At 74.1% G+C, this 23,843-nt stretch carries 17 protein-coding genes, 2 tRNA genes and 1 pseudogene; 5 read left to right on the plus strand and 15 right to left on the minus strand.

From position 1 onward, the window contains the following. Positions 1–87 (plus strand): annotated as a pseudogene (locus tag ACIP5W_RS05690) (PPOX class F420-dependent oxidoreductase); the annotation flags it as partial. 231 nt (positions 88–318) lie between these two features. Here ACIP5W_RS05690 and ACIP5W_RS05695 read toward each other — a convergent pair. The 9 genes from ACIP5W_RS05695 to ACIP5W_RS05735 form a co-directional block, all read right to left on the minus strand. Next, positions 319–1,077 (minus strand): TetR/AcrR family transcriptional regulator, encoded by a 759-nt coding sequence (locus ACIP5W_RS05695; protein ID WP_401467214.1) that lies wholly within the window; start codon positions 1,075–1,077, stop codon positions 319–321. Between the two features lie 235 nt (positions 1,078–1,312). Next, a complete protein-coding gene (locus ACIP5W_RS05700) occupies positions 1,313–3,532 on the minus strand; it encodes an ArnT family glycosyltransferase (protein ID WP_401467217.1) in 2,220 nt (739 codons plus the stop codon). Next, the gene (locus ACIP5W_RS05705) at positions 3,529–5,070 is read right to left on the minus strand and encodes a glycosyltransferase (RefSeq protein ID WP_401467220.1); all 1,542 of its coding nucleotides are present in this window, start codon (positions 5,068–5,070) and stop codon (positions 3,529–3,531) included. The genes ACIP5W_RS05700 and ACIP5W_RS05705 overlap by 4 nt, the downstream gene beginning before the upstream one ends. Before the next feature lie 14 nt (positions 5,071–5,084). Next, positions 5,085–6,689, minus strand: coding sequence for a sensor histidine kinase (locus ACIP5W_RS05710; RefSeq protein ID WP_401467223.1), 1,605 nt, complete (start codon positions 6,687–6,689; stop codon positions 5,085–5,087). Further along, the gene (locus tag ACIP5W_RS05715; protein WP_401467226.1) at positions 6,686–7,426 is read right to left on the minus strand and encodes a response regulator transcription factor; all 741 of its coding nucleotides are present in this window, start codon (positions 7,424–7,426) and stop codon (positions 6,686–6,688) included. The genes ACIP5W_RS05710 and ACIP5W_RS05715 overlap by 4 nt, the downstream gene beginning before the upstream one ends. Positions 7,427–7,680: 254 nt before the next feature. Further along, on the minus strand, positions 7,681–8,664 hold the full coding sequence (locus ACIP5W_RS05720; RefSeq protein ID WP_401467229.1) for an alpha/beta fold hydrolase: 984 nt from the start codon (positions 8,662–8,664) through the stop codon (positions 7,681–7,683). A gap of 364 nt (positions 8,665–9,028) precedes the next feature. Next, complete coding sequence (locus ACIP5W_RS05725; RefSeq protein WP_401467232.1) at positions 9,029–9,907, minus strand: DUF2797 domain-containing protein; 879 nt, start codon at positions 9,905–9,907, stop codon at positions 9,029–9,031. A gap of 129 nt (positions 9,908–10,036) precedes the next feature. Then, positions 10,037–10,582, minus strand: coding sequence for a YciI family protein (locus tag ACIP5W_RS05730; protein ID WP_401467235.1), 546 nt, complete (start codon positions 10,580–10,582; stop codon positions 10,037–10,039). A gap of 82 nt (positions 10,583–10,664) precedes the next feature. Continuing rightward, positions 10,665–11,315, minus strand: a complete 651-nt coding sequence (locus ACIP5W_RS05735; RefSeq protein WP_401467238.1) for an FMN-dependent NADH-azoreductase — start codon at positions 11,313–11,315, stop codon at positions 10,665–10,667. A gap of 118 nt (positions 11,316–11,433) precedes the next feature. Between ACIP5W_RS05735 and ACIP5W_RS05740 the strand changes: the two genes are divergently transcribed. Next, positions 11,434–11,793, plus strand: coding sequence for a winged helix-turn-helix transcriptional regulator (locus ACIP5W_RS05740; RefSeq protein WP_401467241.1), 360 nt, complete (start codon positions 11,434–11,436; stop codon positions 11,791–11,793). Positions 11,794–12,855: 1,062 nt separating this feature from the next. Here ACIP5W_RS05740 and ACIP5W_RS05745 read toward each other — a convergent pair. From ACIP5W_RS05745 to ACIP5W_RS05755, 3 genes are all read right to left on the minus strand, one after another. Further along, positions 12,856–13,077, minus strand: a complete 222-nt coding sequence (locus ACIP5W_RS05745) for a hypothetical protein (RefSeq protein ID WP_363090880.1) — start codon at positions 13,075–13,077, stop codon at positions 12,856–12,858. 124 nt (positions 13,078–13,201) lie between these two features. Beyond that, positions 13,202–13,274 (minus strand) — tRNA-Arg (locus ACIP5W_RS05750). Positions 13,275–13,482: 208 nt separating this feature from the next. Further along, positions 13,483–13,573 (minus strand) — tRNA-Ser (locus tag ACIP5W_RS05755). A 156-nt stretch (positions 13,574–13,729) separates the two neighbouring features. On the opposite strand from ACIP5W_RS05755, the gene ACIP5W_RS05760 reads away from it, so the two are divergent. Both ACIP5W_RS05760 and ACIP5W_RS05765 read left to right on the plus strand, forming a co-directional pair. Beyond that, the gene (locus ACIP5W_RS05760) at positions 13,730–14,242 is read left to right on the plus strand and encodes an SSI family serine proteinase inhibitor (RefSeq protein WP_401467245.1); all 513 of its coding nucleotides are present in this window, start codon (positions 13,730–13,732) and stop codon (positions 14,240–14,242) included. A gap of 328 nt (positions 14,243–14,570) precedes the next feature. Continuing rightward, on the plus strand, positions 14,571–19,112 hold the full coding sequence (locus ACIP5W_RS05765; RefSeq protein WP_401467248.1) for a PAS domain-containing protein: 4,542 nt from the start codon (positions 14,571–14,573) through the stop codon (positions 19,110–19,112). 16 nt (positions 19,113–19,128) lie between these two features. Here ACIP5W_RS05765 and ACIP5W_RS05770 read toward each other — a convergent pair whose 3' ends face one another. Beyond that, complete coding sequence (locus ACIP5W_RS05770) at positions 19,129–19,722, minus strand: TetR family transcriptional regulator (RefSeq protein ID WP_401467251.1); 594 nt, start codon at positions 19,720–19,722, stop codon at positions 19,129–19,131. A gap of 130 nt (positions 19,723–19,852) precedes the next feature. Between ACIP5W_RS05770 and ACIP5W_RS05775 the strand changes: the two genes are divergently transcribed. After that, entirely contained in the window at positions 19,853–21,058 is a 1,206-nt protein-coding gene (locus ACIP5W_RS05775) for an MFS transporter (protein WP_401467254.1), read from the plus strand. A 181-nt stretch (positions 21,059–21,239) separates the two neighbouring features. On the opposite strand, the gene ACIP5W_RS05780 is transcribed toward ACIP5W_RS05775, so the two are convergent. Further along, the gene (locus ACIP5W_RS05780; RefSeq protein WP_401467978.1) at positions 21,240–22,883 is read right to left on the minus strand and encodes a long-chain fatty acid--CoA ligase; all 1,644 of its coding nucleotides are present in this window, start codon (positions 22,881–22,883) and stop codon (positions 21,240–21,242) included. Between the two features lie 155 nt (positions 22,884–23,038). Then, the gene (locus tag ACIP5W_RS05785; protein ID WP_401467257.1) at positions 23,039–23,587 is read right to left on the minus strand and encodes a SigE family RNA polymerase sigma factor; all 549 of its coding nucleotides are present in this window, start codon (positions 23,585–23,587) and stop codon (positions 23,039–23,041) included. Between the last annotated feature and the right edge of the window lie 256 nt (positions 23,588–23,843).

Below are 23,843 nucleotides of genomic sequence, written 5' to 3' on the forward strand. Positions count from 1 at the left end.
GGCAAGTCGATCATCCGGGTCACGCCCGAGCGCTGGGGCCCCGTCGCCACCGGCGGCTTCCCGGCACGACTCGCACCCCAGGACTGACCACCACCCCGGCCGACGGACGGAGTCCGGCGCGGCGTCCCGAAGCCTGCGCAGCAACGCGAGGGACGCAACAAGAAGGGGCCCGGGCGGCGATGGTGAAGCAGGGCAAGTCGATCATCCGGGTCACGCCCGAGCGCTGGGGCCCCGTCGCCACCGGCGGCTTCCCGGCACGACTCGCACCCCAGGACTGACCACCACCACCCCGGCCGGCGGACGGAGTCCGGCGCGGCCTCAGCCGCGTTCCACCATCGCCTCGATGCCCGCGACCAGCAGGTCCAGGGCGAAGGTGAAGTCGCGGTCCAGCATCTCCGCGACCGTGTCGCCGCCGCGGGCCGCCATGAGGTTCCTGGACTCCTCGACGACCTCGGCGGTCCGCGGCGCCTCGGTCGCCTCGCTCAGGGAGTGCTGGAAGTACTCGTCCGGGGTCATGCCCGCGTCCGCGACCCGGCCGAAGAAGTGGCCCTCGATCGTGCCGTAGCCGTACACGAACTGGAAGACCGCCGCGATCGCGCTCGTGATGCGGTGGTCGGGCAGGCCCGTGCGGCGGACCACCCGCTGGACCGTGCGGGAGAAGACCAGGGAGTTCGGCCCGATGTTGAGGTACCGTCCGGCCAGCGGCGACAGCCACGGGTGCCGCACCAGCAGCGCCCGGTACGCCGACGCCAGCGCCCGCAGCTGCCCGCGCCAGTCCTCGCCCGCCGCCTCCGGATCGGGCAGTTCCAGTTCGCCGAAGGCCGCGTCCAGGGCGAGTTCCAGCAGGTCGTCCTTGGTGTCGACGTACCAGTAGACGGACATCGCCGTCACGTTCAGCTCGGCCGCCAGGCGGCGCATGGAGAACCTGTCCAGGCCCTCCGCGTCCAGCAGCCGTACGGTGACCTCGGTGATCCGGTCCCGGTCGAGTCCCGACGGCTGGCTCCCGCCCCGCCCCCGGCGCGCCTTGCCCTCCAGCCACACGCTGGTCCGCCCGGCCTGCGCGGCAGCCTTCACCATGGCGCACCTTCCTGGGGGTTCTCCGGGTCGTTCCTGATGACGATGCTAGGTGGCGGCCGGGCCTTCAAGGCCGCGGGCCCGCGGCGCGGCAGCGCGACAGCGCCGCGCGGCACCGCCGCCACCGGTCCGCCCGGCGGTTCGGCCGGCGGTCCGCCCGGCGGTTCGGCCCCGGCGCGGCACGCGGAAAGGGGCGGTGACCGCGGTCACCGCCCCTCCCCGTGCCACCTGGCGGACGTCAGCGGGTCGCCTCCTGCGTCAGGTCGTAGAACGTGGCCGAACCGACCGTGACCTGCTTGAAGTTGGCCTCGATCCACTCGGTGATCTGTGCGGACGTGCCGTCGGCGCTGCCGCCCGTGCCGCCGCCGGATCCGCTGCTGATGAAGTAGTGGATCCTGCCGTCGGCGACGTACTGCTTGAACTGCGCCAGTGTCGGGGACGGGTCGGTGCCGTTGAAGCCGCCGATGGCCATCACCGGGTCGCCGGTGGCCAGCTGGTAGCTCGCGGCGTTCTGGGAGCCGATGGCCGCCGCGGCCCAGGTGTACTTGTCGGAGTCGGTGTCCAGCAGCTTCTTGGCCTCGTCGGTGACGGTGGCACCGTTGATGAGGCCGCCCATGCCGCCTCCGCCACCGCCCGCCGGGCCGCCGTCGCCGCCGGTCTGTCCGCCGGGGGCGGTCTGGCCCTGCCCCTGGCCCTGCCCCTGTGTACTGCCGTTGCCGTTCTGCCGGCCGGGCATGCCGCCGCCGGGGAAGCCGCCGTTCTGCCGGCCCTGGCCCTGGCCCTGACCCTGACCCTGGCCCTGCTGGCCGGGCATGCCGCCGAGGCCGCCACCTCCGCCGGGACCGCCCCGGCCGCCGCCCATCATGGACGCGCCGGCCGGGCCCGCCGTCGGGATGGATCCGGTGTGCGCGGAGTTCACGGTGCTCAGCGTGTACGCCGTCGGTCCGGCCAGCGCCGCGACGATGCTCGCGGCCGCCGCCACGAGGGCGAGCCACCGGGGCAGCCGGCCGGCGAAGACCAGGCCGAGCGCGCCCGTCAGGCCGCCGACCAGCACCAGCCACTTCAGCCAGGGCAGATGGTCCGGGGTGCGGTCGAGCAGGACGTATCCCCAGGCCGCGGCGGCCACCGAGGCGGCGGCGAGGGTGAGCGACGCCCAGACCTCGGTCCGCCTCTCCCACAGGAGGCCGGCGCCCATGCCGATCACGGCGGCCAGGTAGGGGGCCAGCGCGATCGTGTAGTACTGGTGGAAGATGCCCGCCATGTAGCTGAAGACCACCGTGGTGATCAGCAGCGAGCCGCCCCAGACCAGGAACGCGCCGCGGGTCACGGAGGTCCGCTTCCGCCCGCGCGTGGCCACCAGGCCCGCGACCAGCAGGATCAGCGCGGCGGGCAGCAGCCAGGAGATCTGGGCGCCGATCTCGGAGTTGAACATCCGGTCCCAGCCGGTCTCGCCCCACCGGCCGGTGCCGCCACCGCCGCCACCGCCGCCGACACTGCCGGTCTCGTCGCCGCTGAGGCGGCCGAGCCCGTTGTAGCCGAAGGTCAGCTCCAGGAAGGAGTTGTTCTGCGAGCCGCCGATGTACGGGCGGGAGGAGGCGGGCCACAGCTCGACGATCGCGACCCACCAGCCGCCGGAGACGACCAGCGCGGCCGTCGCCAGGGCCAGCTGCGAGAAACGCCTCCGCAGCGGAACCGGCGCGCAGACGGCGTACACGATCGCCAGCGGCGGCAGGATCAGGAAGGCCTGGAGGGTCTTGGCGAGGAACGCGAAGCCGATCGCGACACCGGCCCACACCAGCCACTTCGTGCGGCCGTCCTCCAGGGCGCGGACCACGAGGTGGCAGGCCACGGCCATCAGCAGGGCCAGCATGGCGTCCGGGTTGTTGAACCGGAACATCAGCGCGGCGACCGGGGTGAGTGCGAGCACGGCGCCCGCGATCAGGCCCGAGGCGGGGCTGAAGCGGCGGCGCACGGAGGCGTACACGACAGCGACCGAGCCGACGCCCATCAGCACCTCGGGGACGAGGATCGCCCACGAGTTCAGGCCGAAGATCCGCACGGACAGCGCCATCGGCCACAGCGCGGCCGGCGGCTTGTCGACGGTGATGGCGTTGGCCGAGTCCAGCGAGCCGAAGAAGAACGCCTTCCAGCTCTGGCTGCCGGCCTGCACGGCCGCGGAGTAGAAGGAGTTCGCGTAGCCGGAGGCGCTCAGGTTGCAGAGGTACAGGACGCAGGTGGCGAGCAGCAGGCCGAGGAGGGCCGGGCGCGCCCAGCGGGGGTCCTCGGGCCGGCCCCGCCACAGTCTGCGGGCGAGGGGCTGCTTCGGCTCGTCCGCGCCGGGGACGGGGGCGTCGGGTTCCCGCGGCATCGCGGGAGGGGCGGTCTCGGGCGGGCCCCAGGCGGTGGGCGTGGCCGGGCCGTCGGTCGTCCGCGCCGTGTCGTCGAGGTGGGTGGTCATCGGGCGTCCCCCGGATCGGTGTCGTGGGGGCGCACCGGCTGCAGCCGCATGGTGGCGTCCCTCCCCCACTCTCGGCTTCGCTCGAGCGGGGGCAGCCCCACGGTGCCGTCCGCGGCTTCGCCGGCGCGGAACTGGTTCGTGCCGCTGTCGCGCGGCGGGGTGTGGGGGTGCTGCGCGTGGGGGTGCTGCGCGTGGGGGTGCGGCCGCTGCGGCAGCGGACCGGGCGCGGGGTACGTCGGTGGGGCGGCGGTCCGCCCCGGGGGCTGGGACGGGACCGGGGCCGGGGGCTCCTCGTCGCCCCGCCGGTCCGGGAACACCCAGGCGCGGAAGAGGAGGAAGCGCAGCACGGTCGCCGCGAGGTTGGCGGCGACGAGGACGGCCAGTTCGGTGGCGTGCGCCGGGTCGGACGTCGCCGCGTCGAGCGCGACGAGCGAACCGCTGGTCAGCGCGAGGCCGATGCCGAAGACGACGAGTCCCTGCGCCTGGTGGCGGACGGCACCGCTCCGGCCGCGCACCCCGAAGGTGAGCCGGCGGTTGGCGGCGGTGTTGGCGACCGCGGAGACGAGCAGCGCGAGCGCGTTGGCCGTCTGGGAGCCGGAGAACTGCCGGAAACCGCTGTAGAGCAGCAGGTAGAAGAGGGTGGACAGGCCACCGACGACACAGAAGCCGACGAGCTGGCGGGCCAGGCCCTTGGGTACGTCCATGATCTCGCGGTCGCGGGGATCGTCGCCGAACGGCCTGGTCAGCCGGTCCAGGGGAAGCGAACCGGTGGCCAGCGCCCGGCCCACGCGCCATACCCCTTTCAGGTCGTCGGTCGCCGTCCTCACGATGTGCACCGTGGAGTCCGGGTCGTCGACCCAGTCGACCGGCACTTCGTGGATACGGAGACCGGCTCGTTCGGCGAGCACCAGCATCTCAGTGTCGAAGAACCAGCCGGTGTCCTCCACCAGCGGGAGCAGAAGTTGCGCCACGTCGCGGCGGATCGCCTTGAAGCCGCACTGCGCGTCCGAGAACCGGGCCTGGAGCGAGCCGCGCAGGATCAGGTTGTACGAGCGGGAGATGAACTCCCGCTTGGCCCCGCGCACCACCCGCGAGCTGCGGGCCAGCCGGGAGCCGATCGCCAGGTCGGAGTGGCCCGAGATCAGCGGTGCCACCAGCGGCAGCAGCGCGTTGAGGTCGGTGGACAGGTCGACGTCCATGTAGGCGAGGATCGGGGCGTCCGAGGCCGACCAGACGGTCCGCAGCGCCCGGCCGCGGCCCTTCTGCTCCAGGCGGACGGACCTCACCTGCGGGACCCGCGTCTCCAGCAGCCGCGCCACGTCGGGGGTGCTGTCCGTCGACGCGTTGTCCGCGATGGTGATGCGGAACGGGTAGGGGAACGTCCGTGTCAGATGGTCGTGCAGTCTGAGCACGCAGGGCTGGAGGTCCTTCTCCTCGTTGTAGACGGGGATCACTACGTCCAGGACAGGCGTACCGGCGGTGGCGGCCGGGAGGTGCTCCCGCGCCGGCAGGGTGCCGGGAGAAGAGTCGGTTCGCATGTCGACGACTCTCCTCAGGCGCCCTGTTGCACCCATGTGCCGGCCCTGTGCTGGCCCTGTGAGTCCCGTTGCCAGTCGGTTTCGGGCGCGGGCCGGGGCACGGCGGGGGCGAGGGCGGGCAGGTGCACGGTGAAGACGGTCCGTCCGGGCACGCTGTCGACGGTCACGGCGCCGCCGTGCGCGCCGGCGACGGCCTGCACGATGGCGAGGCCCAGGCCGGTGGAGCCGGTGGTGCGGGAGCGGGCGGAGTCGCCGCGGGCGAACCGTTCGAAGACGCGTGGGAGCAGGTCCGGCGGGATGCCCTGGCCGTTGTCCTGGACGTCCACGCACAGCCAGGGGCCGCGCCGTTGCACGCGCGCGGTGACGGTCGTGCCCGGCGGTGTGTGGGTGCGGGCGTTGGCGAGCAGGTTGACGAGGACCTGTTGCAGCCGCGCCGGGTCGGCGGACACCAGGGCGGGTTCCTCGGGGAGTTCGAGGCGCCACACGTGGTCGGGTCCGGCGGCGCGGGCGTCGCTGACGGTGTCGATGACGAGGGGGACGAGGTCGGTCTGCTCGAACTGGAGCGGGCGGCCCGCGTCGAGGCGGGCGAGCAGCAGCAGGTCCTCCACGAGGAAGGTCATCCGGCCGGCCTCGGACTCGATCCGGCCCAGCGCGTGCCGGGTGTCGGGCCCGACCTGCTCGCGTCCGCGGCGGGTCAGTTCGGCGTACCCCCTGATGGAGGCCAGGGGGGTCCTGAGTTCGTGGCTGGCGTCCGCGACGAACTGGCGGACCCGCATCTCGCTCTCCTGGCGGGCGTGCAGGGCGCCGTGGACGTGGTTCAGCATCCGGTTGAGCGCGGCGCCGACCTGGCCGACCTCGGTGTGCGGGTCGGTCTCGGACTCGGGGACCCGCTCGGAGAGGTTGACCTCGCCGGTGTGCAGGGGGAGTTCGGAGACCCGGGTGGCGGTGGCGGCGACCTTGCGCAGGGGGCGGGTGGCGAGGCCGACGAGCACGTAGCCGGCGATGACGGCGGCGCCGAGACCGGCTGCGGTGACGCTGATCTCCACGAGGATCAGCGTGTTGACGGTGCTGTCGACGGCGGCGGTGGGCAGGGCGACGTAGTAGCCGGAGCCGTCGTCGCCGTGCACGTACGTCACGAGGTAGTCGCCGAGGCCCGGAAGGGTCACGGTGTGGGTTCCGGTCACGGGCACGCCCTCGAACGCGGTCCGCTGGGACGCGCTCAGCTCGGTGGCGTTCATCCGCTGGCGGATGTCGTCGGACACCCGCTCGGCGACGACGGCCCTGGAGACCGTACCGTCGGCGGCGACCTCCGCGGCCACGGTCCGCTCCTGCGTCGGACCGTTGGTGACGAAGCCGTCGACGCGGTCCTCCGCCAGGGTGCTCTTCTCGCCGTCCCGGCCGAACGGCGGTCCCGACAGACGCTTGCCGGCTTCGACGACCTGATCGCCCAACTGCTCGTACAGGTGCGAGCGCAGGGCCAGCGTCGTCACCGTGCCGATCACCGCGCAGACCACCGCGATCAACACCACCGACGCCACGACGAGCCGGGTCCGCAGGGTGCGGGGCTTGCGGGACCTGCCTGCTCGCCTCTGCGCACGCGGCCGTCGTCGCCCGCTCATGACACCGCGGGCTTGATCAGGTAACCGGCGCCGCGCCGCGTGTGGATCATCGGCTCGCGCCCCGCGTCGATCTTGCGCCGCAGGTACGAGATGTACAGCTCGACCACATTGGCCTGGCCGCCGAAGTCGTACGACCACACGCGGTCCAGTATCTGGGCCTTGCTGAGCACCCGCCGCGGGTTGCGCATCAGGAAGCGCAGCAGCTCGAACTCGGTGGCGGTGAGGTGGATGTTGTCGCCGCCCCGCGAGACCTCGTGGCTGTCCTCGTCCAGGGTGAGGTCGCCGACGACGAGCACCGACTCGGAGCGGCGGTCGGCGGCGCCGGAGCGGCGGATGAGCCCGCGCAGCCGGGCCACGACCTCCTCCAGGGAGAACGGCTTGGTGACGTAGTCGTCGCCACCGGCGGTGAGGCCGGCGATCCGGTCCTCCACGGCGTCCTTGGCGGTGAGGAACAGGACGGGGACGTCCGGCAGTTCCCGGCGCAGCCGGCCGAGGACGGTCAGCCCGTCCATGTCGGGCAGCATCATGTCCAGGACGACGGCGTCGGGCCGGAACTCGCGGGCGGTCTGGATGGCGCCCGTGCCGTCACCGGCGCTGCGGATCTGCCATCCCTCGTAGCGCAGGGCCATGGACAGCAGTTCGGTGATCGACAACTCGTCGTCCACCACCAGCACGCGGACGGGGCTCCCGTCCGGCCTCAGCAGTTCGGTGCGCCCCTGGGGCGAGGTCGTGGTCATGCAGGACACCATGTCGGGGTCCTCTGAGAACACGCTTTCCGCTGTCTGTGATTTACCTGAGAAACACACAGGAAGCTCTCAGGGAAGCGCGGTGCGGGCGCGGACCGGCGGCCCGTCCGCCGCTGTTCGCCCCGGTCGCGCGGCCGGGGCGAACCTGTGAGGTGCCCGACTCCGTGCGGCGGACCCCTGGGGGTTCCTGTGCGCTCCTGGGAGTTGTCTGAGGAGACCCGTCCGGTCCGGCGCCCGCCCGGGGCTCAGTCCGGGAGGGCGGCGAGCCACTCGACGAGGATGCGGTTGACGTCCTCGGGCCGCTCCTGCTGGATCCAGTGGCCGCAGTCGTCGAGCAGGTGGGAGGAGACCAGGCCGGGCAGGGTGGTGGCGTGGGCGTCGATCGCGTCGGCGAGCCAGGTGGTGGAGGCGTCCAGACGGCCGGCGACGAACAGGGACGGCTGCGTGACGGGGGCGCCGTCGTGGTCGGCGAGGTCCTCCCAGTCCCGGTCCATGTTGCGGTAGCGGGCCAGTGCCCCGCTCAGCCCGGTCCGCTCGAACTCCGCCGCGCAGAGGTCGAGTTCCTCCTCGATGAGCCAGCCGGGCAGCCGGCCGGCGGGGAAGCGGTCGCGCATCCGGCCGCCGCGGGGCACGAAGTACGGGCTCGGCGCGTCGGGGGCGGGCATGGTGTCGGCGGACAGGGCCGCGTAGAACCCGGCGAGCCAGCCGCGTACGTCGGGCTCGATCTCGGCCTCGGCCCGGCCGGGCTCCTGGAAGTAGGAGACGTAGAACTCCTCCTGCGCGCCCGCCATCTGCGCGAAGACCTCGCTGGGCCGCGGTCCGCCACGGGGCGTGTAGGGGACGCCGAGCAGTCCGGCCGCGCGGAAGACGTCCGGGCGCAGCAGCGCGGAGTGGGCGGCGACGGACGAGCCCCAGTCGTGGCCGACGACCACCGCGCGCTCCTCGCCGAGGGCGCGCACCACGGCGGCGTTGTCCTCGACCAGTTCCCGCATGCGGTACGCCTCCGGGGCGGCGGGCCGGGAGGAACGGCCGTACCCCCTGACGTCGAGGGCGACCGCGCGGTGTCCGGCGGCCGCGAGGGCGGGCAACTGGTGGCGCCAGGAGTACCAGGACTCGGGGAATCCGTGCACGAGGAGCACCAGCGGGCCGGTGCCCTGCTCCACGAGATGGATCCGGCCCGCGGGGGAGGGAACGGTCCGATGGGTGACGTCCAAGGTCTGCTGCGACATGAGAGCTCCAGAAGTCCGGGCCCGGAAGGGGCCGGGCCGCCCGGCCACGGGGCGGCCCCCGTCCGGTGGAGCTCCGCCCGGGCGGAGCTCCGTCACCGGCATCCTGCGGGGGTGGTCCGAAGCGGTGCGAGGGGACTTGCCGGTTCGGCAAAACGGGGTCGGGGGCCGGGACCGGCCGGGTCGCGGGGCGGCAGGGACGGGACGGGCGCGCGGCGGGCGGCGGCCGGGAGGGCTGGCCGGCTGGATCGCGGGTCCGCCGGGGCAGACGGGAATCGGCAATCGGCCGGGGCGGGGACGGGGCGCGCGGCGGGCGGGCCGGCTGGACCGCGGGACTGCCGCGGGTCCGCCGGGGGCGGCTCAGCCCTCAGAACAGCTCGTCCTGGAGATGCCCCGTCGGCTTTCTGAACTCCCGCACCGGCACGTTCACTTCGTCCGTCTCCCCGGCCGGGACGAGTTCCCAGCCCCGCATCAGCCGGGTGTCCAGCACGACGACTCCCGCCGCCGTCGCCAGATGCAGATCCGGGCCGGCGGCGGCGACCAGTTCCCCGCTCACCGCGCCCCCGGAGGTCAACTCGCTCACCGCGCCGACGGCCGCCGGTGCCGCCGCGAGGCCGAAGACCCCCAGGTGGTCGACGGCCCGGAAGGGCTCCCGCGCCAACGACTCGGGCCAGCCGCCGAGTCCGGCCGCCCTGGCGTGCAGCTCACGGATCTCCAGGGCCCGTTCCCCCTCGTGCCGCGGCAACTCGGCCCGTACGGCCCGCTTCTCGGCGTACGGGACCCGGTCCGGGACGCGCAGCGCGGCCCGCAGCAGTTCCTCCGTGCGCCGGGCGGCCATCAGGGGTCCGGTGCCGAGCCAGCTGAAGGAGACGGCACCCTGCTCCAGCAGCCGCGCCGGCCCCCGCCCGGCCGCGGTGATCCCCACCTTGACCAGGCCGGGCCCGAACCAGGCCAGGTACACGCGGTACGGCCGCGGGTCGTCGGCGACACCGTCCGCGGCGACGGAGTGCGCCCGGTCCAGCCGCCCGCACTCCTCGCAGCGCGCCCCCGTGCTGCGGGCCGGCACGGCCGCCCGCACCGGGCAGGCGTGTCCCCGAGCCCCCGTACACGCCCGCACACCCCCCTCCGCGACCCCGAAGGCCACCCGCTTCCCCCACGACAGCGGGCTGCGACGCCCCCCGTCCCACAGCAGCTCGGGGCCGGCCCCCGACCAGCGCAGCCCCGCGCACTTCCATGCCTGTGCCATCACCCACCACGGTAGGCGCCACCACTGACAACGCCCCTGCGGCCACCCGCCGGAGAGACCGCCGGACAGCCCGCGGGCGACCACGACCGGGCCGGTTCCACCGATCCGGCCGACGGGGCCGGGTCGGGGTCAGGACCGCCGCCCCCCGAACTGCCACTCGTGGACCTCGATGCCGGCGTACCGGTCCGGGGTCAGCACGGCGCGTGCCGCGTCCGGATCCGGGGCGCGGAGCAGCACCGCCGTCCCGAGCCAGGCGCCGCCGTCGTCGGACAGCAGCGGCCCGTACGCGATCAGCTCGTCGCGGTCGTCCGGTACGTCGAGATCGGCGGCCTCCCCCGCACCGAGCCCGAGGACCAGGTACCGCTCGCCCCCGTCCCGGCCGCCGGGGAAGTCCCACATCGTGCGCCCCAGCAGGTTGCGCCACCGCCGCAGCAGCACGTCCCGGTAGGCCCCGGCCTGGTAGCCCGGCTCGTCGAACGCGAACGCACGCGCGGCGGCCGGGTCCGGCAGGTCGACGATGTGCACGCTGCCGCTGAGCACTCCCTCGTCGAAGGTCGGCCCCCGGGCGATCAGCTCCGCCTCGTACCGGTCCATGTAGGACCAGTGCTCCTCCACCAGCTCGGTGCGCAGGGCGAGAGAGCCGGGCCGGTCACGGTGATGACAGAAGAACTCCATGCGCCCAGTCTCGGCGACCGCCCCGCGGGCCGGGGCGGAACGGCCCGGCCGCCGTCCCGCGGTCCGATCCGGGTGAAAGGGCTCAGGCGGCGACGCGGGCGGCGAGCTGCTTGGCCTTCTCGGCTGCGCTGACCAGCGCCCGCTCGCGGGACGCCTCCGCGAGGGGGACGAGGTCCGCCATCGCGGGGTTGGCGGCGGCCATGGTCAGCTCGGGCACGATGAAGTCGACCTCGGCGCCGGCCATGTCGACCAGGACGGCCCGGAGGTAGTTCTGCACGTACTCGTAGCCCTCGCGCGGGGTGCCCGGCGCGTAGGAGCCGCCCCGGCTGGCGACGACGGTGATCGGGAGGCCCTTGAGGGTCGAGTCGGGTCCGGCCGTGCGGCCCATCAGGAGGACCTGGTCCAGCCAGGCCTTGAGGGTCGAGGGGATGGTGAAGTTGTACATCGGGGCGCCGATCAGCACGGCGTCCGCCTCCTCCAGCTCCTCCACCAGCTTCAGCCGCTCGGCGAACGCCGCGGCCTGCTCCGGGGTGTGGGTGGCCGGGTCGGCGAAGCCGGCCGAGGCGGTGAGGGCGTCCAGGTGCGGGACGGGTTCCGCGGAGAGGTCGCGGTGGTGCACGGTGCCCTGCGGGTGCTGCTCCTCCCACGCCTTGCGGAAGGCCTCCGTCACCGCACGGGACGCGGAGGCGGAGGCGGGGAGCAGCGACGAGTCCAGGTGCAGCAACGTGGCCATGGGGCACTCCAAGGTCGGGATACGTTTCCGTACGCAGCTATCAATAGCTACGTGACAACTAATAACATAGCTACTTACTTTTTTTTACCCCCGAACGGCAGGGCGGTACCCTGGAGGCATGGCGGACACGAGGACGGATCACGAGCCGGGGGCGTGCAGCCGGGTCGGCGACGGCATCACCAGCGTCTTCGGGCTGCTCGGCAAGCGCTGGACGGGCATGATCGTGGCCGCGCTGATGCAGGGCCCGGTCTACTTCGCCGCGCTGCGCCGCGGCATCCCCGGCATCAGCGAACGCATGCTGTCCGACCGCCTGACCGAACTGAGCGCCGCCGGTCTCGTGGTGCGCGAGGTCGACGAGGGCCCGCCGCTCCGCGTCTCGTACCGCCTGACCGACGCCGGGGCCGCCTTGGACCCCGCCCTCCAGGAACTGGGCCGCTGGGCGGAGAAGCACCTGCTCAAGACCGACGGCGCCTGCTGAGGCAGCCGCCGGAACCCGGCGTACCGGTACGGCGCCCCGGGGACGCCGGATCCGCACCGGAGGACCACGGCCGTCCCGAGCGGGCCGCGCACGGCTCCGCCGACCGCGACCGCACCGAACCACGTCGGACCGCGTCGGACCGCACCGAACCGCGTCGGACGGCGCCTCTGTCGTACCGGCAACCGGCGGCCGGGACCGCGCTCCTTCGGGACACCCGGAGAGTCGCGACGCGGCCGGCGAAGGCGGAGCCGGACCCGGCACAGGTCCACCGGCCCGCCGGAATGATCACGGCGCGGCCGGCGGTCGGCGCGGAGAGGGAGTTCCCGATGCTGTGGGCCGGGGTTTTCGCGCGGTCCGCGCCCCGATCGGGCCGAGGTCGCGCGGGCGGTCACCGGCCGGACGACGGACCCGCGTCCCGGTCGAGCGAAGACGGCCCCCGCACCGGCGGGACGCGCGGCGTCCCGGACGTCACCGCCGCGCGGCACCGCCGGCCGCGGTCGATCCCCACCGGGCCCGGCGGCGGCTACCGGACACGGCACACCGTCGCGCCGCGCGGCGGGGCTGCACCCGGCCGGCCACGCACGCCAGGGCGGGGCGCGTCCCGCCGGCACGGCGCACGCCCTGGACACGAGCCGCACCGCCGCCCCGGCCGTCCGCGTCGAAGACCCGCACGGCTCGTGAGACCAGGACCGAGGCCGGGGCAGGACAGCCCCGGATGGGAGCTAGGGCGTGTTTCGAAAGTCCCGTCTGCCCGGCGGGCAGACGACGCCACTTTCGAAACACGCCCTAGCCGGACCTGCGCCGAGCCGAACGCCGCTCGGGGACGAACTCCGGCACGTCCTCGAGCGGGAAGTGGTCGTTCTCCGCGGACTCCACGAAGTCTGCGAAGTCTCCGAAGTCCGGTGCCTGGAAGGGGTTCGCCGTCGGAGGCGGCGAGGTCGCGAGGGAACTGCGCGGCGCCCCTTCCGGAGCGGAGAACAGCGAGGTCGAGTCGATGAGAGGACTCCCATTCGTTACAGGGCCGTGAGAAAGCCGACGTGCCGTGAGCGGGCACTGCGGGTTCTACAGCTTGGTCAGCTTGGGGTATGGGCTGAGGATCCGCTGTTGCGCCGAGCCGAAATCGACGAGGACCGCGATCCCCTCCTCGATGCCGATCACCCGGCCGAGGCCGTACACGTCGTGCGTGACCTGGTCACCCACGGCGAACTGCTTGGGCGGCGGCGCGACCGGAGCCTTGAAGGGGCTGGTGGGCAGATGGCGCTTCGATGCAGCAGGCTTTGTCATTGCCCCCAGTATGCGCCCGACCACGGCCGCCCGGCAGCGCTCGAACACCTCTTCCGTCTCCCGGAGGGCTTCGATCGGTCCAACGCGAGAGGCCCCGGATCTCTCCGGGGCCTCTTCGTCGATGTGCACTCGGCAGGATTCGAACCTGCAACCTTCTGATCCGTAGTCAGATGCTCTATCCGTTAAGCTACGAGTGCTTGTTCTTCTTCTGTTTTCCGTCTCCGCTCCCGGCCCTTGCGGCCCGCTCGCGGCGACAGGAAGAACATTACATGACTGCCGCCGCCATGTGAAATCCGATTCCCGCACCCCTTGTGACCTGCGAGAAGACCCGATCCGGGGAGGTGCGGAACAGAGGCCGGGAACGACGGAGCCCCGGTCACGGAGGACCGGGGCTTCGAAGTCGAGCGGAGGCGGAGGGATTTGAACCCTCGATGGGCTTTGAGGCCCAAACCGCATTAGCAGTGCGGCGCCATAGACCGGACTAGGCGACGCCTCCACACAGCCGCTCGCATGACTGCGAGTGGCGCGTGCAGATGATGACACAGTCGAGCGTCGTGTCACCAATCGGCGTCCACGGTACTAGGCGGGCGGCCCACAGGGCAAAGGCATTCGCCGGGCGGAACGTCGCCGGGGGTGGGGCGTTAGACAGGTCATGGTCCAGGTCACACCGCTGCGGCGGCTCGTTCTCACCCTCTCCGCCGTCTCCGCCGTCGCCGTCACCGGCTCCCTCGGCGCGGGTTCCGTCACCGCCCACGCCGGACCCGGCCCGGCCCGGCCGTCCCTCGCGCCGCCGCCCCTCCGCGACGAGGACCGGCCCGCTTCCGGCGATCACCTCACCGTGACCGTCCGGGGCGCGGGTGGCGGCGCCGACGGGACCTTCGCGGTGCGGTGCCGTCCGGACCGGGGGACGCACCCGGACGTGTCGGGGGCCTGCGCGGCCGTGGACCGCAACACCCGGTGGGGGAGGGATCCCTTCGCGCCCGTGCCGGAGGGCAGTGTGTGCACCATGCGGTACGGCGGTCCGGCCACCGCCCACGTCACCGGCCGCTGGGCCGGGCGGCCCGTCGACACGACGTTCGAGCGCGGCAACGGATGTCAGATCGAGCGCTGGGACCGGTTCGTGCCGTTGCTGCCCGGGGCGGGACGGACGCCGGCCCGCCCCTGACGAGGAGCGCCGGGGCGGTCGGCGGGGCTGCGTTCCGCCGCCGACCGAGGACGCCCGCCGGGGCGGCGTACCGTACGCCCCGCGCCCCACGGAAGTCGCACAGGTTTCCCGTGGCGGGAGCACCCGTCGCGTAAATGTCACGCGAAGGTCCCGCGAAGGCGGGGCGGGCGGGCGTACGTTCTGGGGCACTTCGTCGTGCGAGCTGCCTCTCATCCGGCGCCGCGAGCACGGCCACAGGCCCTAGACTCGCTCGCGTGACACGCTGCGGGAGGGTTGGCAATATGGCCCGAGCGGTCGGCAAGGTGCGGTAACAGGGAGGAAGCGACTCGTGAGCAGCAGGCCATCCCGAGGCGCTGCTCGCCTCGCAGCCATACTCGACGCACTGCCCGACGCGTTGGTCCTGGTCAACGCCAACGGGACCGTCGTCAACGCGAACACCATCGCGCTGGAGGCGTTCGAGACGCCGGGCACCGCCCTCGTGGGGCGGGGACTGCTCGATCTCCTGCCGGAGTTCGACTCCAAGCTCATCCCCGGCTCGATGCGGCGCCCGGACCACATGGACCCGCGCGGCCGGACCAAGCCCACGCGGATGACCGCCCGGCGCACCGACGGCACCGAGTTCCCCGTCGAGGTCACCAGCGCCAACCTCGAGAACGGCCAGCAGGCCTACGACAGCTACGGCTACGCCAACGACGAGCTGCTGATGCTCGTGGTGCGCGACCTGTCGGGCACCGTCGACACCGAGGCCGAGCTGGCCCGGTCGCAGCGGCAGACCGAGATGATCCTGCGGGCCGCGTCCGAGGGCGTCGTGGGCACCGACACCGACGGGCGGATCGTGCTGGTCAACCCGGCCGCCGCCCAGACCCTCGGCTACCGGGCGAGCGACCTCGGCGGCAAGGAACTGCACACGCTCGTGCTGCACTCCCGCGCCGACGGCTCCCCCTTCCCCTACGACGAGTCGCCGCTCGCCGACACCCTGCGCTCCGGGCGCAAGCACCGGGTGCGCGGGCAGGTGCTGTGGTCCAAGAGCGGGGACAAGGTCTCGGTCGACCTGACGACCGCGCCGGTCCGCGACGGCGACCAGCTCGTCGGCGCCGTGATGACCTTCACCGACCGGCGGCCGTACGACTCCCTGGCCGAGGAGAAGGACGCCGTCGAGAAGCGGCACCGGGACGAGCTGGAGCGGCTCTCCGAGGAGCACGCCTCCGACCTCACCGCGCTGCGCCAGCAGCACGTCACCGAGGTGGAGGAGCTGCACGAGCGGCACCAGGAGGAGCTGGCGGCCGGCGAGGAGCGCTACGCCGCGCTCGGCGAGCGGGAGAAGGACCGGTACGAGGCCCTCGCCGCCCGCTACGACCAGCTGCTGACCCTGCTCGGACGGTCGCTGCGCGGCCCCCTGGACGAACTGCGCCGCGAACTGTCGGCGCTCGCCGCCGACGACGCCGGGCAGCTGTGGCCCGAGGCCAACCAGGTCCTGCACCACCTGTCGGCCGGGTACGCCCGCATCACCACCCTCATCGACAACGTCCTCGGCTACCAGCGTCTGGACACCGGCGGCGGGGCCATCACCCGTACGAAGGTGATGCTCGACGCCGTCGTCGCCGCAGGTGTCGACGGGGCCGTCGAGCTGGTCGGGCCCGGCCGGGTCCAGTTCGCCGTGCACGCGCCGCCCATCGAGGCAGAGGTCGACGCGCGGCTCCTCGCGACCGCGCTCGCCCACCTCGTCGCCGATGTCGCGGGTGTCGACGCCACCGGCAACGCGCCCGTCTCGGCGGGCGGTTACATGGACAACACGGTCGTCGTGGCCGCCGCCCAGCGCGGCGAGGTGGTCCGCATCGAGGTGCGCGGCCCGTACGCGGGCGGCGACCCGGTGCACGAGCCGATCGTGCGCGGGATCGTGCGGGCGCACGGCGGCGTGCTCCAGACGCACGAGGTGCCGGGCATGAGCGGCAGCGCGTACGTCCTCGAGGTCCCGTTGGGCGCAGGGGCGGGCGCCGTCGCCGCTCCCGCCGTCGGCTCCGCCGTCGCGCTGTCGGCCGGTTCGCCGGGCGGGGCAGCGGAGACGGCCGACGGCGTCGCCGCGGGTGACCCGGCCGACGGGCAGACCGCCGTCGCGGGGCGGCGACGGGCCCGGCGGTCCTCCGTGGACGCCTTCCTGGACGGCGAGGTCGCGGGCGCGGCGCCCGTCGGTGCCGAGGGCGAGTCCGCGGTACCGACCGGCCGGCGCCGCCGTCGCGGCCCGGCCGCCGAGGAGATGCCGGCCCCGGCGCCCGCCGAGGAGGCCGATGCCTCCGGCGTGATCGGCCGACGGCACGCGCGGTCCGCCGGACCCGGCCAGGACGCCGGGGTGAGCGAGGGCGCCGTGGTCACGGCCGCCGAGCACGCGGCGGGCACCGCCGCCTCGGGCACGGGACTCGGCGGCACCGTCCCGCCGCAGGGCGTGCCGGTGCCGGGCGGACGGCGGGCCCGGCGCGACGGCGACGAGCCGCAGGCGGCCCTGCCGCCCGCCCTGCCCGCGCTCGCGAGCACCCCGGTGCCCGCGGAGGGCGCAGAACAGCCGACGGGCCGCCGCCGGCGCGCCCTGGCCGCCGCGAACGAACGCGCCGCCGCGCAGGAGGCGGGGCCCCGCACGGTGTTCGCCCTGCCGCCCGCGGAGGCGGACCGGTCGGCCGAGGGGACGGCCGGCGCGGAGGGGACGGACGGCAGCGCGGGGGTGCGGGAAGCGGGGCAGGTTCCGGGGCGGCAGGGGCCGGTGCCGGTCGCTCCCGTTCCGGGGCAGGACGCCGTACCGGTTCCCGTTCCCGTTCCCGTTCCGCTGCCCGTTCCCGGGCAGGCTCAGGTGCCCGTTCAGGCCGCGGCCGACGACTCGCCGACCGACCACGGCCGGCACGACGCCGTCCCGCACGGCCAGGCCGACGACCACACCCCGCCGCAGCCGCACCCCACCACCGCGCCCACGGGCCGTCGGCGGCGGGCGGCCGGCCGGCCGGTGACGGAGGCGGGGACCGGGACCGAGGGCGTCGCGGCCGCCACCGTTCCGGCACAGGCGCAGGCTCCGCAGGCGCAGCCGCCTCAGGTTCAGGCACCACAGGCGCAGGCGCTTCAGGTTCACGCTCCACAGGCGCAGGCTCCGCAGACGCCTCAGGTCCAGGGCCCCGCGCCCGCACCGGCCGCGCCCGTCCAGGTCTCCGCGGAACTGCCGCTCCCGGCCCAGCCGCTCCCCGGCCAGGCGGTACCGGTACCCGCCCAGCCGCTGCCCGGTGGGCCGGCCGCCGGTCAGCCCGTCATCCCCGGCCAGGCCAATCCGGCCGGTCCGGGCGCTCCGGGCGCTCCGGGCGCTCCGGCCCCCCAGGCCGTACCGATCGTGCCGGGGCAGGCGGCTGCCCCCGCGCAGGTCCCGCCCGTCGGGCCGCTTCCCGCCGAAGCGGCCGTCCCGGCGACGCCGACCCCCGGTTCGGGCACCCCGCTGCCGCCCGAGGCGGCCACTGCACAGCCGCGGGTGGCTCAGCCCCTGCCCGCCGAGACCGCGCAGGTCCCGCCCGTCGACCCCAACTCCACCCAGGGCCGCGCGTTCAGCGTGCGGACGCTGGGCCAGGGCGTGCCCTTCACCCGGCAGGCCGCGCAGGTGCAGCAGGTGCAGCAGGTGCAGCAGGTGCAGCAGGTGCAGCAAGCACCGCAGGCCCAGCCGACGCAGCAGGCCCAGCCGGTCCAGCGGCTGCAGCAGCCCCCGCAGGCCGTCCCGCCCACGGCCACCCACTCCGCCTCCGCCACCCCCGCCCCGCACCATCCGAACGGCTCCGGGCGGCGCCGCAAGCTGGGCACACGGCCCGACCCGGCGGCGGGACAGGAGCAGGCGGCCCGTCCGCATCCGGTGGCCGAACAGGCCGCCGTACCGCAGTCGCCGGCGGCTCCGGGCGCGCCCGTCGCGCATCCCTCCCTCGCGGGTCAGCCGCTTCCCGGGCAGCCGACGGCCGGGCAGTCCCTGGCCGGTCAGGCACGGCTCGCACCCGGGACCGAGGGGGCGGGGCGGTCGTACGCCATAGGGGCGCCGGACAAGAACGCCGCCGAGGGGCCGGAGCCGCTGGACGGGCCGGGCGGGGCCGTCGAGGTGGCCGATCCGCCGCGGCCGCAGCCGATGGACGACGAACTGCCGCCGGAGCCGCTGGACAACCCGCGCCGGCTGCTGGTGTGGCCGGCTCCGGACGTCAGTACGCAGCAGGCGCTCAGCGACCGCGGCTACCGGCCGGTCGTCGTGCACTCGCGCGAGGAGGTCGACGCCCAGATCGCCGCGTTCCCGGCCGCGCTGTTCGTCGATCCGCTGACCGGGCCGATCACCCGGACCGCGTTGCAGTCGCTGCGTCAGGCGGCGGTGGCGGCGGAGGTCCCGGTGATGGTGACGGCCGGGCTCGGACAGGCGACGCGCGAGGCGGCGTACGGCGCCGATCCCGCCGTACTGCTGAAGGCGCTCGCGCCGCGGGACAGTGAGCAGCATCCGCCGCGGGTGCTGCTGATCGAGGAGCACGCGGAGATCGCGCTGGCGCTGACCGCGACGCTGGAGCGGCGCGGCATGCAGGTCGCGCGGGCGGCCGGCGACGCGGACGCGGTCACGCTCGCCGGGCAGCTGCGGCCGAACCTGGTCGTGATGGACCTGATGCAGGTGCACCGGGGTCAGGCCGGGATCATCGACTGGCTGCGGGCGAACCGGCAGCTCAACCGCACGCCGCTGGTCGTCTACACGGCCGCCGTCGACCAGGCGGACCTGCCCCGGCTGGCCTCCGGCGAGACCGTCCTCTTCCTCGCGGAACGCTCCACCAGCGAGGAGGTGCAGGTCCGGATCGTCGACCTGCTGGCGCGGATCGGCACCAACTGAGGGGCCGGCCCCTGCGTCACGGCCGGGCGACCAGCCTGCGGGCCGCTTCCTTCACGGAGGCGCGCAGGCGGTCGCGGTCGGGCGCGTCCCCGCCGACCAGGATGCGGCGCATCTGGGGGACGACGGTGGCCCAGTTGGCGAGCGCGACCAGCAGGAAGAGCAGGTCGCGGGCGGGGATCGCGTCGTCGATGACCCCGCGGTCCTGGCCGTCCTGGAGGGCGGCGACCTTACGGGTGTAGTGCTCCTGCCGTTCGGCCTCGTCGGGGAGCTCGGCGGTGCCGTACTCGATGCCCTCCCAGTACAGGAGCCGCAGGAGTTCGGGGTGGGCGGCGTGGTAGTCCATGAGCCGGTCCATCCAGCCCTCGACGTCGTCGGGGTCGACGGGGACGGCGGCGGCGAGGTCGACCATGCTGCGGCCGAGGACCTGGGTGAACAGCTCAGCCTTGTTGCCGAAGTAGGCGTAGATCAGCTGTTTGTTGGCCTTGGCCTCGGCGGCGATGCGGTCGATGCGGGCGCCCGCGATGCCGTACCGGGCGAACTCGGCGGTCGCCGCTTCGAAGATCCTGGCCTTGGTGGCCTCGGGGTCGCGGGGGGTCCTGGTCGTTGCCATGGGGCCAGGGTAGCGCGCGGGTAACCAACTGGTTGGTTGACAGGGAATGGACGCACGGCCGAGACTGTTGCCCCCACTGTTCCAACCAGCTGGTTGGTTATTGGAGTCGGCTCGAAGGAGCACATCCACCATGCCGTCCGCAGTCACCGTCAGGCAGCAGCACGCCCGGCCCGTCGGGCGGGCCCGGCTCGCCCACCGCCTGTTCCTCCCCCTCATCGCCCTGTGCACCGCCGTCACCGCCGCCAACATCTACGTGGCCGCCCCGCTCCTCCCCCTCATCGCCCACGACTTCGGCTCCGCGCCCTCGGCCGTGGCCTGGATCGCGTCGGTCGCCCAGTTCGGCTACGCCGCCGGTCTCCTCTTCTTCGCCCCGCTCGGCGACCGCGTGAACCGCCGCCCGCTCGTCGCGGCCCTCTCGCTGGTCACCACGGCGGCGCTGGTCGCCGGTGCCGCGGCGGCCGGCACGGCCGCGCTCGCGGCCGCCGTGTTCGTCGCCTCGGCCGCCACCGTCGTGCCGCAGCTCCTGGTGCCGCTGGTCGCCGAACGCGCCCCCGCCCACCACCGCGCGCGGCACGTCGCCGCCGTCATCGCCGGCCTCTTCACCGGCATCGTCGCCGCCCGCGTCCTCGGCGGACTCGCCGGACAGGCCTTCGGCTGGCGCGCGGTGTTCGTCGGCGCCGCCGGCCTCACCGCGGTCCTCGGCCTGCTCACCGCGGCCGCCCTGCCCTCCGAACGCCGCCGCCCCCGCGAAGGCGGCCTCTTCGCCGGGCTGCGCGCCATGCCCGGCCTGGTGCGCCGGTCGCCCGACCTGTGGCGGGCGTGCGTGCGGCAGGCCGGCATGTACGGCGCCTGGAGCGCACTGTGGACCTCACTGGCCCTGCTGCTGACTGGCGGGTCGTACGGCCTCTCCACCGCGACCGCCGGCCTGTTCGGCCTCTTCGGCCTCGCCGCCAGCGTCGTCGCCCCGCTGGCCGGCGGTCTGGTCGACCGCTTCGGCGCCGCGAAGGTGGTCCGCAACGCGTATCTGCTGGCCGCCGTGTCGGTACCGCTGTTCTGGCTGGGCGGTCAGGTGATGGTCGCGCTGTTCGTCGCCGCGATCGTGATCCACACGGCCCTCGTCGCCTCCCACGTCGCCAACCAGACCCTCGCCCTCACCACCACCGACGCCCCCGCCACCGCCAACAGCGCCTACGTCGTCGCGGGCTTCGCCGGCGGAGCCACCGCCTCGGCCCTGGCAGGCCTCGCCTTCACCCACTTCGGCTGGACCGGCGTGGTCACGATCGCGGGACTGTGGCTGACGGCCGGATGGGGAACCACGACGGTCGGGCGCGCGTAGGCCTGCGGCACCGCGGCGGCATGACGGCCCGGCAGGACACCGTCGCCGGTCGAGCCCCGTCGCCGGTGCCGGTCGAGCCCCGTCGGCGGCCGCGTCCCCCGGCCGGCACCGGCCGGCCCTCTGCGAACAGCCGTCCGCCCGGCAGGGGCCGCGAGGTGCCCTGCCGGGCGGACGGGGTGTGTCAGAGCCGGGTGACGTCCAGGTCGCCCGCCGCGTACTGCCTGCGCAGCACCTTCTTGTCGAACTTGCCCACGCTCGTCTTCGGGACCGCCTCGACGATCGTCCAGCGCTCCGGGAGCTGCCACTTGGCGACGCCGCCCTCTTCGGCGAGGAAGGCGCGCAGGGCCTGGAAGTCGGTGGTGGCGCCCTCCTTCAGGACGACCGTGGCCAGCGGGCGCTCGCCCCACTTGTCGTCGGGGACGGCGACCACGGCCGCCTCGGCGACGGCCGGGTGGGACATCAGCGCGTTCTCCAGGTCCACCGACGAGATCCACTCGCCGCCGGACTTGATGACGTCCTTGGCGCGGTCGGTGAGGGTGAGGAAGCCGTCGGCGGAGATGGTGCCGACGTCCCCCGTCTTCAGCCAGCCGTCCTCGCTGAACTTGTCGGCGGGGCGCAGGGGTTCGCCGTCGGGACCGTTGTAGTAGGCGCCGGCGATCCACGGACCGCGGACCTCCAGCTCGCCCGCGGACTCCCCGTCCCAGGGGAGCCGCTCGCCGCCGGGCCCGGTGAGGCGGGCCTCGACCCCGGCCGGGAAGCGGCCCTGGGTCAGGCGGTACCCGAACTCCGCGTCCGTGCCGACCGCGGAGGCCGGCGGGCGGGCGATGGTGCCCAGCGGGGAGGTCTCCGTCATGCCCCAGGCGTGGCAGACCCGCATGCCGAGCCGGTCGAAGGCCTCCATGAGGGAGGGCGGGCAGGCCGAGCCGCCGATGGTGACCTGGGTGAGGGAGGAGACGTCCCGCGGCTCGGCGGTCAGCTCGGCCAGCAGGCCCTGCCAGATGGTGGGCACCGCGGCGGCGTGGGTCGGCTTCTCGCTCGCGATCATCTCGGCGAGGGGCGCGGGCTGGAGGAAGCGGTCCGGCATCAGCATGTTGACGCCGGTCATGAAGGTGGCGTGCGGGAGGCCCCAGGCGTTGACGTGGAACTGGGGGACGACCACCAGGGACGTGTCCTGGTCGGTCAGACCCATCGACTGGGCCATGTTGACCTGCATGGAGTGCAGGTAGATCGAGCGGTGGCTGTAGACCACGCCCTTGGGGTCGCCGGTCGTGCCGGAGGTGTAACACATGGCGGCGGCCTGGCGTTCGTCCAGCTCGGGCCAGTCGTAGGCGGTCGGCTTCCCGGCGATCAGGTCCTCGTACTCGTGCACCCGCGCGGTGGCGCCCGCGAGGAGCGAGCGGTCGCCGGGGCCGGTCACGACCACGTGCTCGACCGTCTTCAGGTGCGGGAGCAGCGGGGCCAGCAGCGGCAGCAGCGAGCCGTTGGCGATGACGACCCTGTCGGCCGCGTGGTTCACGATCCACGCCAACTGCTCGGCGGGCAGCCGCAGGTTGAGGGTGTGCAGCACCGCTCCCATGGAGGGGATCGCGAAGTAGGCCTCGACATGCTCGGCGTTGTTCCAGGCCAGGGTCGCGACCCTGGCGTCGCCGGTGACACCGAGGTCCTCGCGCAGGGCGTGCGCCAGCTGGGCCGCGCGGGCGCCGATCTCGGCGTAGGTGCGCCGCTGCGGCTCGCCCTCGCCGGTCCATGTCGTCACCTGCGACGAGCCGTGGATCGTCGACCCGTGGGTCAGGATCCTCGAGATCAGCAGCGGTACGTCCTGCATGGTGCTCAGCACGGCGTCCTCCCAGGTGCGGCGACATTGCCTACGCGGTGGTAACGGTTGCGCTGATTCTGCGCACATACCAAGCGGTATGTCACTAGGGGGCGAGGATCGATCGGGTCACGTTGCCGCCCACGCCGTACCGCGACGTCGGCGCGCTAGCGGACAACGCCCAGCTCAGGGTCCTCCCGGAGCTTGCCGAGCGCCCGCGACACCGCCGATTTCACCGTGCCCACCGAGACGCCGAGCACCTCGGCCGTCTGCACCTCGCTGAGGTCCTCGTAGTACCTGAGGACGACCATCGCCCGCTGCCGGGCCGGCAGCTTCATGATCGCCCGCCACATCGCGTCGTGCAGCGCCTGCCGCTCGGCCGGGTCCTCGCCGCCGGGCTGCGGCTCCGGCTCGGGCAGCTCCTCGCAGGCGAACTCGTCGACCTTGCGCTTGCGCCACTGCGAGGTGCGCGTGTTCAGCAGGGCCCGGCGGACGTACCCGTCGAGCGCCCGGTGGTCCTCGATCCGCTCCCACGCGACGTAGGTCTTGGCGAGCGCGGTCTGCAGCAGGTCCTCGGCGTCGCTCGGGTTCGCGGTCAGCGACCGCGCGGTGCGCAGCAGCACCGGCTGGCGGGCGCTGACGTACGACGTGAAGGACGGGTACGGAGATGGCCGCGTCTTGCCGTTCGAAGCGCGGGTGCAGACGGGTGTGGTCATGGGCTCCACGCTAGGTTCGCACCGGACTCCCGCGGATCGGCCGCAGGTGCCGAAGGCGAGTCCGCCTCAGGTTGTAGGGGTGGTGCCGGCTCCACCTCCTGAAGGTGGACGAGACCACGCCCGCTCCTGCGGGATCACCCCTGGGGGCCGCACACCGGCGGCACCGGCGCACCCCGGTCCCGGCCCAGCCGCCGGCCGGCGGCACCGGCCCCGGGCTCGGCACCCCGCACCCGCCGCGTCCAGGGCACGGGCGGCA

Origin of the sequence: Streptomyces sp. NPDC088766 (assembly GCF_044750845.1) — a bacterium.
Taxonomy (GTDB): domain Bacteria; phylum Actinomycetota; class Actinomycetes; order Streptomycetales; family Streptomycetaceae; genus Streptomyces.

What these genes read in the sequence shown, in the direction of transcription:
- ACIP5W_RS05695 (WP_401467214.1), bottom strand. Translation starts at nt 1,077, where the DNA reads ATGGTGAAGGCTGCCGCGCAGGCCGGGCGGACCAGCGTGTGGCTGGAG.
- ACIP5W_RS05700 (WP_401467217.1), bottom strand. Translation starts at nt 3,532, where the DNA reads ATGACCACCCACCTCGACGACACGGCGCGGACGACCGACGGCCCGGCC.
- ACIP5W_RS05705 (WP_401467220.1), bottom strand. Translation starts at nt 5,070, where the DNA reads ATGCGAACCGACTCTTCTCCCGGCACCCTGCCGGCGCGGGAGCACCTC.
- ACIP5W_RS05710 (WP_401467223.1), bottom strand. Translation starts at nt 6,689, where the DNA reads ATGAGCGGGCGACGACGGCCGCGTGCGCAGAGGCGAGCAGGCAGGTCC.
- ACIP5W_RS05715 (WP_401467226.1), bottom strand. Translation starts at nt 7,426, where the DNA reads ATGACCACGACCTCGCCCCAGGGGCGCACCGAACTGCTGAGGCCGGAC.
- ACIP5W_RS05720 (WP_401467229.1), bottom strand. Translation starts at nt 8,664, where the DNA reads ATGTCGCAGCAGACCTTGGACGTCACCCATCGGACCGTTCCCTCCCCC.
- ACIP5W_RS05725 (WP_401467232.1), bottom strand. Translation starts at nt 9,907, where the DNA reads ATGGCACAGGCATGGAAGTGCGCGGGGCTGCGCTGGTCGGGGGCCGGC.
- ACIP5W_RS05730 (WP_401467235.1), bottom strand. Translation starts at nt 10,582, where the DNA reads ATGGAGTTCTTCTGTCATCACCGTGACCGGCCCGGCTCTCTCGCCCTG.
- ACIP5W_RS05735 (WP_401467238.1), bottom strand. Translation starts at nt 11,315, where the DNA reads ATGGCCACGTTGCTGCACCTGGACTCGTCGCTGCTCCCCGCCTCCGCC.
- ACIP5W_RS05740 (WP_401467241.1), top strand. Translation starts at nt 11,434, where the DNA reads ATGGCGGACACGAGGACGGATCACGAGCCGGGGGCGTGCAGCCGGGTC.
- ACIP5W_RS05745 (WP_363090880.1), bottom strand. Translation starts at nt 13,077, where the DNA reads ATGACAAAGCCTGCTGCATCGAAGCGCCATCTGCCCACCAGCCCCTTC.
- ACIP5W_RS05760 (WP_401467245.1), top strand. Translation starts at nt 13,730, where the DNA reads ATGGTCCAGGTCACACCGCTGCGGCGGCTCGTTCTCACCCTCTCCGCC.
- ACIP5W_RS05770 (WP_401467251.1), bottom strand. Translation starts at nt 19,722, where the DNA reads ATGGCAACGACCAGGACCCCCCGCGACCCCGAGGCCACCAAGGCCAGG.
- ACIP5W_RS05775 (WP_401467254.1), top strand. Translation starts at nt 19,853, where the DNA reads ATGCCGTCCGCAGTCACCGTCAGGCAGCAGCACGCCCGGCCCGTCGGG.
- ACIP5W_RS05780 (WP_401467978.1), bottom strand. Translation starts at nt 22,883, where the DNA reads ATGCAGGACGTACCGCTGCTGATCTCGAGGATCCTGACCCACGGGTCG.
- ACIP5W_RS05785 (WP_401467257.1), bottom strand. Translation starts at nt 23,587, where the DNA reads ATGACCACACCCGTCTGCACCCGCGCTTCGAACGGCAAGACGCGGCCA.